11 protein-coding genes and 1 pseudogene are annotated in these 11,686 nt (G+C 57.7%); 8 read left to right on the forward strand and 4 right to left on the reverse strand.

The features are described from left to right. Nucleotides 1–277 (reverse strand): hypothetical protein (locus ACK4TM_RS14975; RefSeq protein WP_409702688.1); only part of this gene is annotated, 277 nt, incomplete at its 3' end. A gap of 239 nt (nucleotides 278–516) precedes the next feature. On the opposite strand from ACK4TM_RS14975, the gene ACK4TM_RS14980 reads away from it, so the two are divergent. Beyond that, nucleotides 517–1,044: an NUDIX domain-containing protein gene (locus ACK4TM_RS14980; RefSeq protein WP_409702690.1), complete on the forward strand. Its 528-nt coding sequence runs from the start codon at nucleotides 517–519 to the stop codon at nucleotides 1,042–1,044. Between the two features lie 36 nt (nucleotides 1,045–1,080). On the opposite strand, the gene ACK4TM_RS14985 is transcribed toward ACK4TM_RS14980, so the two are convergent. Next, nucleotides 1,081–2,124, reverse strand: a complete 1,044-nt coding sequence (locus ACK4TM_RS14985) for a nucleoside monophosphate kinase (protein WP_409702692.1) — start codon at nucleotides 2,122–2,124, stop codon at nucleotides 1,081–1,083. A 144-nt stretch (nucleotides 2,125–2,268) separates the two neighbouring features. Between ACK4TM_RS14985 and ACK4TM_RS14990 the strand changes: the two genes are divergently transcribed. The 7 genes from ACK4TM_RS14990 to ACK4TM_RS15020 all read left to right on the forward strand — a co-directional run bounded on the left by ACK4TM_RS14990 (nucleotide 2,269) and on the right by ACK4TM_RS15020 (nucleotide 10,183). Further along, complete coding sequence (locus ACK4TM_RS14990; RefSeq protein WP_409702694.1) at nucleotides 2,269–4,128, forward strand: ABC-F family ATP-binding cassette domain-containing protein; 1,860 nt, start codon at nucleotides 2,269–2,271, stop codon at nucleotides 4,126–4,128. Nucleotides 4,129–4,365: 237 nt separating this feature from the next. Beyond that, on the forward strand, nucleotides 4,366–5,973 hold the full coding sequence (gene groL / locus ACK4TM_RS14995; RefSeq protein WP_409702696.1) for a chaperonin GroEL: 1,608 nt from the start codon (nucleotides 4,366–4,368) through the stop codon (nucleotides 5,971–5,973). A 69-nt stretch (nucleotides 5,974–6,042) separates the two neighbouring features. Beyond that, entirely contained in the window at nucleotides 6,043–6,210 is a 168-nt protein-coding gene (locus ACK4TM_RS15000) for a hypothetical protein (RefSeq protein ID WP_409702698.1), read from the forward strand. Between the two features lie 106 nt (nucleotides 6,211–6,316). Next, nucleotides 6,317–7,027: a hypothetical protein gene (locus ACK4TM_RS15005; protein WP_409702700.1), complete on the forward strand. Its 711-nt coding sequence runs from the start codon at nucleotides 6,317–6,319 to the stop codon at nucleotides 7,025–7,027. Then, nucleotides 7,024–7,677, forward strand: a complete 654-nt coding sequence (locus tag ACK4TM_RS15010) for a class I SAM-dependent methyltransferase (protein ID WP_409702702.1) — start codon at nucleotides 7,024–7,026, stop codon at nucleotides 7,675–7,677. The genes ACK4TM_RS15005 and ACK4TM_RS15010 overlap by 4 nt, the downstream gene beginning before the upstream one ends. Nucleotides 7,678–7,683: 6 nt before the next feature. After that, nucleotides 7,684–9,735, forward strand: coding sequence for a HelD family protein (locus ACK4TM_RS15015; RefSeq protein ID WP_409702704.1), 2,052 nt, complete (start codon nucleotides 7,684–7,686; stop codon nucleotides 9,733–9,735). Nucleotides 9,736–9,934: 199 nt separating this feature from the next. Further along, complete coding sequence (locus ACK4TM_RS15020) at nucleotides 9,935–10,183, forward strand: hypothetical protein (protein WP_409702706.1); 249 nt, start codon at nucleotides 9,935–9,937, stop codon at nucleotides 10,181–10,183. Nucleotides 10,184–10,243: 60 nt separating this feature from the next. Here ACK4TM_RS15020 and ACK4TM_RS15025 read toward each other — a convergent pair whose 3' ends face one another. Further along, a complete protein-coding gene (locus ACK4TM_RS15025) occupies nucleotides 10,244–11,407 on the reverse strand; it encodes an ABC transporter ATP-binding protein (protein ID WP_409702708.1) in 1,164 nt (387 codons plus the stop codon). 4 nt (nucleotides 11,408–11,411) lie between these two features. Further along, nucleotides 11,412–11,686: pseudogene (locus tag ACK4TM_RS15030) on the reverse strand (carbohydrate ABC transporter permease); the annotation flags it as partial.

Genomic DNA, 11,686 nt, shown 5'->3' on the forward strand with positions numbered 1-11,686 from the left:
CAGCCGCGGCCAGGATAAGGATAGCGGCCGGTATGCCAATGCTGCGTATCCATGCAACAGGCATGGCTTCCGATTGCCCCCGTATTCCTGAAATGATGGCAACTGCCACGATCCCCGCACCCGTCGCTGTCATCAACGCTACGATGAAGCGTGGAAACAGCCGCGGTCCTGATGCAAGAGATTGGACTTCAACAAAAAGCCAAAGCCCGGTGAGGAAGATCACACCACCCAACACAATATCAGCAGTGTTAGTCCGCCACCCTATGCGCACGCTCATCTCTCCTCCCATGTTCTCTCTTTGCGTGTTACGCGTAAAGTTACGCGTAACGCAAGCAGAAACGTTAAGTCTATTTTTGTCAGCAAATTGACCCCGTCGGTTGGTGGGAACTGGCAAAAGTGTAGTTCAGCGCTGTGGCGTTCTAGGCATCCACTGAGGCGATGGATCTACAGCCTAGCTTTTTCGAAATTGTTGTCATAGATCACGCGCAGGTTTGCGACGTGACGGAGACGAACACCGTGAGACTGATCAAAAAACTCGTCCACCCTGACGTCAAGTCTGTGACCGGGGCGACCTTGACCCGCCGTGCAGCGCGCGGGATCGTGATGCGTGACAGGTCGATCCTGCTGCTGTTCACTGAACGCTACAACGACTTCAGTTTTCCCGGCGGCGGCGTGGCTGAGGGCGAAAACCTGATCGAGGGGCTGTACCGGGAACTGGAGGAAGAAACCGGCGCCAGAAATGTCCGCGTGCAGCGCGATTATGGTTATGTTGAGGAATTGCGTCCGCACTGGCAGCCGGGCTTTGATCTGATGCAGATGACGTCACATTTTTACGTCTGCGATATCGATCCCGCGTTGCAGGCCACGAAAATGGAACATTACGAGACCGCCAACGGGATGCGCCCCATCTGGGTCGATCTGGACGAGGCTATCGCCCATAATCGCGCTGTCGTGCAGCGCCGTGAAGCCAGCATGGGCCTGTCGATCCTGCGCGAAACCTTCATGCTGGAACATGTTGCCGACGATCTGGCCAAGGCGGCCTGAACAATCCTTGCAGCACGCGTTGCAAGGATTGTTATGTTAGTCGCGGCGCGGGTAGGGCCTTAGTCCCAACAAGATCTCGGACGCCTCACTGAGCGGCTTCGCCAAGAGGTCCCCATTGGTCTGATCTGCCAGTTGTTCACGCAGCAAGGCATAAACCGTCTCCCGATCTTGGCTGGTATCGATTTCAATGCATTTATCCTGCTCTTTGAAATGCGCGACGATTGGCATCGTTTCCGCTTTGAATGTTTCAAATCGTTGTTTCATCGCTTCGACATTATCATCGCTGCGCCCCGAATATTGCGCGCGGCCAAGGATGCGCTGGGTCAGCACTTCTAGCGGGCATTCGAAATAGATCATCTTGGGCAAGTCGACGTTCTGTCCGAATACCGCGTACCACGCGTCAAGATTGCTGAACGAACGCGGGAAGCCGTCAATCAGGAAATTGCGGTTGCCAGTGTGACGGATCGTGCTTTCAATCGCATCCTTGAGGAGTTTGACCACGATTTCGTCAGGCACCAATGTGCCAGCATCAATGAAGGATTTGATCAGCTCGGTCACGGGGCCGCCTGCCTTGAGTTCGGCGCGCAGCAGGTCGCCGGTCGACAGATGGGTCCAGCCAAGCTGGATCTGCGCCAGCTCGCACATCGTGCCTTTGCCTGCGCCCGGGCCACCCAGAATGAAGACGATGTTGGGCGCAGGGGCCGGCAGGCGTGGATCGCAATGATGCAGCGTCACCGTCGGGGCCGGGGCGACACCCATCTTGTAGACGTTCCAAGGCCGGTCACTGGGCGGCAGCGCGTCGTCGCAGGTGATCTCATAGGCCAGATGCCCGTCCAGCCGCGAAATGCGCCATGATTTGTAGCTGTTGGAATAGGATATTGCGGGGCTGCGTTTCGCCTTGCCGTCAGCGCGGTCAAAGGCGGGTTTGCCGTTCCAGGAACCGACGCTTGACAGCGTGCCGGATTCAGATTCCGCAGGCGGTGCGGTTGAAGGGACATAAAGCCCATCCACCTCTGGCAGGCCTGCGCCGGATACTTCGATGAATAATGTGTTGGATGCGGCTGAATCGTTCATGGTCATAAAATGCCTCTGTCTGGTGTTCAAATGCGCGGACGCAGGTGCCAGCAGCTTTCAGGCGCAGTATGGCACGATCTCGAAGCGCGTCGCAAACCTTGGGTGCCGTGTTGCAATTGCGCTTAACCGTGCGATCTGCGACCAAGACCTATGCTGACAATCTCAGAGATCACTTATGCGATCGGTGGCCTGCCTTTGTTTCAGGGCGCGTCAGCCGATATTCCCGCAGGCCATAAGGTCGGGCTGGTGGGGCGGAACGGGACTGGTAAGACCACGCTGTTTCGATTGATCCGGGGTGAATTGTCGCTGGAAAGTGGCCGGATCGACCTGCCTGCGAATTGCCGGATCGGTAGCGTCGATCAGGAAGTGCCGTCAAGCGCCCGCAGCTTGCTCGATACGGTGCTGGATGCCGATACGGAACGTGCTGCCCTGATGGCTGAGGCGGAAACCGCCACGGATCCGATGCGCATTGCAAATGTGCAGACACGACTTGCCGATATTGACGCCTGGTCGGCAGAAGCGCGCGCCAGCACTATCCTGAAAGGGTTGGGGTTTGACACTGAGGCACAGCGGCGCGCCTGTTCAGAGTTTTCTGGCGGCTGGCGCATGCGCGTGGCGCTGGCGGGCATTCTGTTCGCGCGGCCCGATCTGCTGTTGTTGGATGAACCGACTAACTATCTGGATCTCGAAGGGGCGATCTGGCTGGAAAGCTATCTGCAGACTTATCCGCATACGGTGATCATCAGCAGCCACGACCGGGCTTTGTTGAATAATGCCGTGGGTGCCATCTTGCATGTTGAGGATCGCAAGCTGAACTATTTCCAAGGTCCTTATGACCAGTTTGCCCGACAGCGGCTGGAACAACGCGCAGTGCAGGCGTCGCAGGCGCGAAAGTACGAACAGCGCCGCGCGCATCTGCAGGGCTTTGTGGACAGGTTTCGTTATCAGGCGAACAAAGCCAAACAGGCACAGTCGCGGGTCAAGATGCTGGAAAAGCTGACTGCCGTGGCCGTGCCGGATGCTTTGATAACGCAGGTGCTGACCTTTCCGGAGCCTGAAGAGCTTTCTCCTCCGATCGTCAATCTCGACAATGCCGCTGTTGGCTATGATGGCCCGCCGGTGCTGCAACGGCTGAATCTGCGGATTGATCAGGATGATCGTATCGCTTTGTTAGGCCGCAATGGCGAAGGCAAATCGACATTTGCCAAACTTTTGGCCGAGAAACTGCCGCTTTGCGCGGGGAATGTGACCCGTGCGGCCAAGCTGCGTGTCGGCTACTTTGCGCAACATCAAATCGATGAACTTGATCCCGCCGCGACGCCTTTGGATCATCTGACCAAGGCGCGACCCGATGCCAGCAAAGCATGGGCGCGGTCGCGTCTGGCGGGCTTTGGCCTGACCGCCGATCAGGTCGACACCGTCGCCCTGCAATTATCAGGCGGCGAAAAGGCACGGTTGTCACTGATGCTGGCGACGCTGGACGCCCCGCATTTGTTGATTTTGGACGAACCGACGAACCACCTTGATATCGAGGGACGCGATGCGCTGGTCGAAGCACTGACGCAATACACTGGCGCGATTATCCTTGTCAGCCACGACATGCATCTGCTGGGTCTGGTTGCGGACCGGCTCTGGCTAGTGCAGGGCGGCACGGTGGCGCCTTACACAGAAGATCTGGACGCATATCGCGACCTGATGCTGCATCCCCCCGGCGCGCCGGCGGAAAAGCCCAAAGCTGTAGCGTCTGTCCGCGTCTCGAAAACTGAAATCACCGCGCTGCGTGCCGAAGTCCGCAAATGCGAAACTGTTTTGGCAAAGTTGAACAAGATGCGCGATCAACTGGCGGTGAAACTGTCCGATTCGGCACTTTACGAGGCCGAAATGGGCAACCAAGCCGAGACGTGGCAGCATAAATATGCCGAAGTTATGGACGGCATTGCGCGTGCCGAAGGCTTGTGGACCGATGCGATGGAGAAGCTGGAACTAGCCTTGGTAACAGCGCAACATTGACGCGGGGTGATCAGTCCGGACTGCCAGATTGACTTTCTCAGACGCAGTGTTTAGCTAGGACTTGGCACTCTGCTATTGAGAGTGCCAAGATTGCTGATCGTTTCTGGCGGCCTTGCAGGCGCCTTTTTCGATCCGCGACCAGACTGCTGCAAGTCGACACTGGCGGGGTCATTTACCCGCAGCAAAATATGCCAGGTTCTGCTTGCCGCCTATCCGAAACACGGAAAGGAGTTCGGCATGACAGCGAAAGAAATTTCATTCGACATCGTCGCGCGCAATCGCTTGCTGGAAGGTGTCGACCTTCTGGCGCGCACAGTGGGTGCGACACTAGGGCCGAAAGGACGCAATGTTGTCCTTCATGACGCCGCTGGAAAACCTCAAAGCACCAAAGACGGCGCGACTGTAGCAAGGGCGTTTGCGCTTGATGATCACTTTCAGAATATGGGTGCGCAGATGGTCAAGGAGGTGGCGGCGCGCACCAACAGCATGGCTGGCGATGGTACCAGCACGGCGACGGTGCTCGCTCATGCTATATTGCGCGACGGTGTAAAGCTCGTGGCAGGCGGTGCAAATCCGATGGATGTCAAACGCGGTATCGACCGCGCCGCTGCTGCGACGGTCACGGCGCTGCGTGCTGCTGTGCGCCCGGTGGATGGGCAAAGCGATATCACCAAGATCGGCACGATTTCCGCGAATGGAGAGCAAGATATTGGCGGGCAGATCGCCGAGGCGATGTCACGGGTGGGACCGGACGGTGTCATCACCGTCGCGGAAAATCACGGCTTTGCGACGACAACCGAATTTGTGGAGGGCATGCAATTTGCCAACGGCTATCTCAGTGCCCATTTCGTGACCGAGGCAGAAAAATCTACGGTGACATTGGACGATGCCCTGATCCTGCTGCATGATGGCAAACTATCTTCGCTTCAACCGCTTTTGCCGATCCTTGAAGCCGTGACTAAAACAGGTCAGGCGCTGTTGATCATCGCCGATGATGTTGAAGGTGACGCCCTGTCCACGCTCGGAGTGAACAAACTGCGGGGTGGGTTAAAGGTTGCCGCAGTGAAAGCACCCGGCTTTGGGGATCGCCGCAAGGCCATGCTGGAGGATATCGCAACCGTCACCGGTGGCGAGGTGATCAGCGCTGAGCGTGGCATGACCATCGAAGACGCCGGAATTGAGGCGCTTGGGCGCGCGCGCCGGGTCGAGGTCACGCGCGAGACGACGACTTTGATCGGCGGTTCTGGCGGCAAAGATCACATTGCCTTGCGGGCTGCGCAGCTGCGACAGGCGCTGAACGATATCGCACCTGGGCGTGAAGCGGATGATCTGCGCGAACGGCTTGCCAAACTCGCGGGGGGCGTCGCTATCATCCATGTCGGCGGCATGTCCGAAGCGGAAGTGAGCGAGCGCAAGGATCGTGTCGAGGATGCCTTGAACGCCACACGCGCTGCCGTTGAAGAAGGCGTTGTTGCCGGCGGCGGTGTCGCCTTGGTTCGTGCGGGTCGCATTCTGCAGGACTTGACGGGTGACAATGAAGACGAAAATGCTGGGATCACGTTGGTGCATCGGGCGCTGAATGCGCCGCTGGTCAAGATCGCCGACAACGCGGGTTTTGACGGCACCTTTGTGATCGGCAAAGTATGGGATGCGGCAACTGACAGTTTCGGTTTCGACGCGGCGCAGGGCGATTATGGCGATCTTGTCGCGCGTGGCATCATCGACCCTGTCAAAGTGGTGCGGATTGCGCTGGAAAATGCCTGTTCCGTGGCCGGGGCGATGGTCACGGCACAGGTGGCAATCGCAGAGGTTAATTCCGAAGGCGATAGATTCAAAGTCGCATGATCGCAGGGCTGGATTACCGCTCTGCCTTCGGCGGCATCGTGTATGACCTTGAAATACGAGAATTAAAAAATGAAACAACAACTGAAAAACCTGATCGAACGCGTGCTGATCGCACGGCCTGATGCGTCAGTGCAAGACATTCGCAATCTGGTGCCGGCCTTGCGTGACAAAAGCGATGGAGAGATCGAAAAGCTGGTGTCCCCGATGCGCGACCGCCGCGCCAAGCACAATGGCTAGACTGCTTCACCATCGCGGTGATTGCAGTTTGCCGTGATTTTTCAGATAACACGGCGTCCCGACAATTTGACCGAATGGAGCCGCATCCAAGTGAGGCGGGCATATCATGAGCACAATGTTTGAAGAACTCGATTACTGCCCGACGCCAATCGGCGCCCTGACCCTGCGTCGGCGGCATGATCTGCGGCTTGGCGTGGATGTCTGGGAGATCAAACTGGACGATGACTTTCTGATGACCAGCCACTTTACGGCCTCGGAAGTGGCACTTGGCCATTTGGGTGTCGCGGCCTGCAAGGGCGATGAGCTGGAGGTCGTCGTAGGGGGTTTGGGCCTTGGCTATACGGCGCAGGCCGTGCTTGCTGAACCCAGGGTCGCGGACTTACGTGTGAGTGAATATCTTGCGCCGGTGATTGAATGGCACGAAAACGGTATTCTTCCCATGGGCACGGCCCTGCAGGACGATCCGCGCTGCCGGATGGTCATCGGCGATTTCTTTGCCATGGCCGCAGGTGACGGGTTAGACCCAGACCAGCCCGGACGGCAATTTGATGCCATCCTTGCCGATATCGACCATGCGCCGGATCACCTGCTGGATCCGCGCAGCGACAGCTTTTACCAACCCGACGGGCTGCGCGCGATGAAACGCTATCTCAAACCCGGTGGCGTTTTCGGGCTATGGTCGGACAAGGTGACGGATCAGCGGTTCCTTGATCAGTTGGGGGCCGCTTTTCCCGAATGCTGGGCAGAGCCTGTGACATTCGACAATCCTTTGACTGGCAGACCCTTTACCCAGACCGTCTATCTGGCGCGGGCATGACCGATTCTTCTCCCTGCCCCGTCTGCGCCACTATGGCAGAGCATTTTCTGACCGTGGACATGCGGGCCTATTTCCGCTGTGCGCATTGCCAGGCGCGGTTTCTTGACCCGGCCATGTGCCCGGCAAAGTGTGATGAATACGCGCATTACCTGCATCATGAAAACGATCCCGACGACCCTGACTATCGGCGGTTCCTGTCGAAACTCGCCGATCCGTTGCTGGCGGAGCTCGCACCTGGATCGCACGGTTTGGATTACGGCTGTGGGCCGGGTCCGGCATTGGCGCATATGCTGCGCGAGGCGGGGCATGATGTGGCGCTCTACGATCCGTTCTTTGCGCCTGAACCGGCACCGCTGGATGACAGCTATGATTTTGTCACCTGCACCGAAGTCGCTGAACATTTCCATGATCCGCGCGAGGACTTTGCCCGCCTGCGCGACATGATCCGCGCCGGCGGTATCCTCGCCATCATCACCTGTTTTCAGGATGATGACACCCACTTTGCTGATTGGCATTACCGCAAGGACCCGACCCACGTCGTGTTCTTTCGCGCGCACACTTTTCGCTATCTTGCCGCCCAATGGGGTTGGCAGATCACCATCCCGGCCAAGGATGTTGTATTGCTGCGCCGCCCCACAGATACAGATTGATGCCTCATGACTGACCAAACCCATGAAACACAACGCCTGACCGATTGTCTGGCGCAGATCGACAGCAATCTTAGCGAGATCGGCCTGCGGGTGCAGGATTACCAGCGCGACATTCAGGCAGCACATGACCATATGTGGGAAGCGCGCCGGGATATGGACCACCTCGACAAGGTCGCGATGCGGCAATCCATCGACCAGATGATGCGGTCGTCCGATGTGCTGCGCGCGCAGGCCAAAAAGCTGGAGAAACTCCGCAAATCGCCATATTTCGGGCGGTTCGATTTCCGCCGGCAGGACCGGAACGAGACGGGTGCCTATTACATCGGCATCCATGATTTCACCGATGAGGATAGCCAGACCGCATGGGTCTATGACTGGCGGGCACCGGTATCATCCTTGTTCTATGATTTCGAAACCGGCCCTGCGCATTACGATGCGCCTTCTGGCCGGATCCCCGGCGACCTGGTGCTCAAGCGCCAATTTCGCATTCGCGAGGGGAAGATGGACTTCATGCTCGACGTCAGCGTGAACATCGTGGATGACGTGCTGCAGGACGAATTATCACGCGCCAGCGATGAGGGGATGAAGAATATCGTCGCTACGATCCAGCGGGACCAGAATGCGATCATCCGCGATGCCGAAGCGCAGACGCTGATCATTCAGGGCGTTGCGGGATCGGGCAAAACATCCATCGCGCTGCACCGGATTGCGTTTCTGCTTTATCGGTTCAAGGACACCATCAGTTCCAGTGATATCCTGATCATTTCACCGAACCGGGTTTTTGCCGATTACATCGGGAATGTGCTGCCGGAACTCGGCGAAGAAACCGTGCCTGAGATCGGGATGGAAACGCTGGCCACCCAGCTTTTGGGCAGCAAGATCAGGTTCCAGAGCTTTTTTGAACAAACCGCACATCTGTTGGAAACTGACGATGCAGCCACGAAGGCGCGTATTCGCGCCAAAGCCGCCCCGGCGTTTTTGCAGCAGATAGAATCCTACGCGCAATATCTGGCCAAACAGGCGTTCCAGCCCGAGGATCTGACGATCCGCAAACGCCCGCTGCCCGGGTTTGTGTTTGAAACCAACTGGGATCGGCTGAAACATCTCGATACCGCGGAGCGCCTTGTTGCCTTGGGCAATGCTGTCATCGACCAATTCGAGGCGCAATATGGGATTGACCTGCGCCTGGAAGAACGGGCCATCATCCGCAAGGCTGGCCGAGGCATGGTGAAGCGCACGACTTTGCGTGCGGCCTATAAAACGTTCTTTGACTGGATCGAACGGCCCGAATTGTTCAAGCCGATCAGCGGCAAGATGGAATATGCCGATGTCTTCCCGCTGATCTACCTGCAAATGCTGACCGAAGGCGTGGAAAACCCCTATGGGTCCGTCAAACACCTGCTGGTGGATGAAATGCAGGATTACACGCCCGTGCAATATGCCGTGTTGGGCCGTCTGTTCAAGTGCCGCAAGACCGTGCTGGGCGATGCGACCCAGTCCGTGAACCCCTACAGCGCCTCGACGCCCGAAAGCATCTCGCAGGTGTTGGATGGGGCCTATCAGGTGACCTTGAACAAAAGCTATCGGTCGACCTGGGAAATCATGCAGTTTGCATTGCAGATCTCGCCCAACCCCGACCTGATCGCGATGGAACGGCATGGGCCGGTGCCGGATGTGCATGAGGTCTGGACGCATTCCGAGGCTATTGCTTTGATCAGTGAAGCCGTCGCAGACTTCCGCACTTCCGATCACATCAGTCTTGCGGTGCTGGCAAAAACCCAGCCGCAGGCCAGGCGTCTGCACAAACTGCTGACTGGGGCAGGGGCCGAGGCCCGCTTGCTGGAAGAAGGCAGCACCGGGTTTTCCACTGGCGTCGTCGTCTGCACGCCGCATTTGGCAAAGGGGTTGGAATTTGACCGCGTCATCATCCCCGATGCCAGCGAAAGTATCTTTGTGACCGATATGGATCGCAACATGCTTTACGTCGCCTGCACCCGCGCGATGCATCGGCTAAGTGTGATTTGTGTCGGCCCGCCGTCCACGTTTCTGCCATCTTAGGCTAAGAGAATAGATCATGCCGGTGCGGCTGGTCTACTTAGCGGTAGACAAACCCGATTTCGTGCCTACCTAATGGGCTAGTATCGGCAAATGTAATGAGCTTCGAAAAGCTCAAGGGCCGGTTAATCGAAAATATAAACAAATACTAAACCACCTGCGCCGTATCACAGTGAGCGCGGGAGTAAGAAAAGGAGATCAGATGACACTGAAAGTCAAAATGCAGGAAAGGCCTGTCGAACTTGTCGGTAAAGGCACGATTGACGGCACCATTCCATTTTATTTCAAGGATCAAGGCCATCGTTGGATGGTCCGTATCGGCGACCAATGGACGTTCAAGCAACATGAAGCGATCAGGCCAACCCTGGCGTCCGAGACGTCTGCGCGACACAAGATGTATTGGGCCATCGCGCAGTTCCGGAGCCAGTCTCGCCATGAGGTCGTGTCGTAAAGGCGACGTCAGCGACGGATATTTCTCACAAGGTATAAGGTTTATACTCCCCTGAGGATATTATGATGCCTCGGCCTCTGGCACCCATTGGGTGCTGTCGACGGTTTCACTCAAAACCGCGCCACCGATCCGACTGCCCTGTGCATTGAACAGATGCACCCGCGCACCCGGACGTAGATGGACCGGAGCAGTTTGACCTTCGGGCAGACTGACAAATGTTTCCCGGCGTAGAACGCGTGTCAAGGCACCGTCGATTTCAACGTTATATAGCGTTTCCGACCCCAGCGGTTCGGCGGTGATGCAGGGACCGGTCCCAAGCGCTGCGCCGGGGCCTGACAGGTCCAGATCCTCGGGGCGGATACCGGCGGTGATGACGTCATCACCGCTTGTCATCCGCGCGATCAAGGCCGCCGCACCGTTGCCGGTCATATGCACATTCCAGCCGTTGCCCGACAGCGATAATGTGCCGTCCGATGCGCTGGCGCGGCCTTTGAACAGGTTCATTGCAGGGCTGCCGATGGTCTGCGCCACATAAAGGCTGGCAGGCGTCAGATACACTTGCGCCGGTGTGCCGATCTGCGCGATCTGTCCTGCATCCATGACCACGATCCGGTCGCCCATCGTCATCGCCTCGACCTGATCATGTGTGACGTAGATTGCGGTGGACCCGACACGGCGCTGGATGCGTTTGAGTTCCGACCGCATCACGACGCGCAGCCGGGCGTCAAGGTTTGACAAAGGTTCATCCAGCAGCAGCACGGCAGGGTCACGCACAATCGCGCGGCCGAGGCTGACACGCTGCTGCTGGCCACCCGACAGACCATCGGGCGTCTTGTCCAGATGCGCGGACAGTTCCAGCATCTCGGCCACGGCTGTTACGCGTTTGCGGATTTCATCCTTGGGCACACCTGCGGATTCCAGCGGAAAAGCGATGTTCTTGAACGTCGTCTTATGCGGATAAAGCGCGAAGTTCTGGAACACCAGCGACACACCGCGCTTGGACGGATGCACGTCGTTGACGACGCGGTCACCGACCAGCACTTCCCCGTTCGAGATGCGCTCCAGACCCGCAACCATGCGCAAGGTGGTTGTCTTGCCGCAGCCGGATCCGCCGACCAGCACGACGAGTTCGCCCGGTTCGATGCGAAAATCGATGCCTTTGACGGCGTGAACATCACCGGGATAGGTTTTCCAGAGGCCGCGCGCCTCGACTGCCAGGGTCATTTGATTATCCTTTGGTTCCGCCAACGGCCACGCCGCGGACAAGATGTTTCTGACCGATGATGAACATCAGCACGAGCGGCAGGATCGAGATCAGAACCGCCGCCATCAGCAGGTTCCACAGCACGGTTTCCTGATCGGAAAAATCCGCCAGTGCTGTCTGGATCACCTTCATATCCGACGTCGATGTCATCACCAGCGGGATCAAGAATTCGTTCCACACCGCAGTGAAGTTGAACATCGCAATGACCGCGAGGGCAGGTGCCGCCAGCGGCAGATAGA

It is taken from the genome of Yoonia sp. (assembly GCF_046292185.1).
Classification (GTDB): domain Bacteria; phylum Pseudomonadota; class Alphaproteobacteria; order Rhodobacterales; family Rhodobacteraceae; genus Yoonia.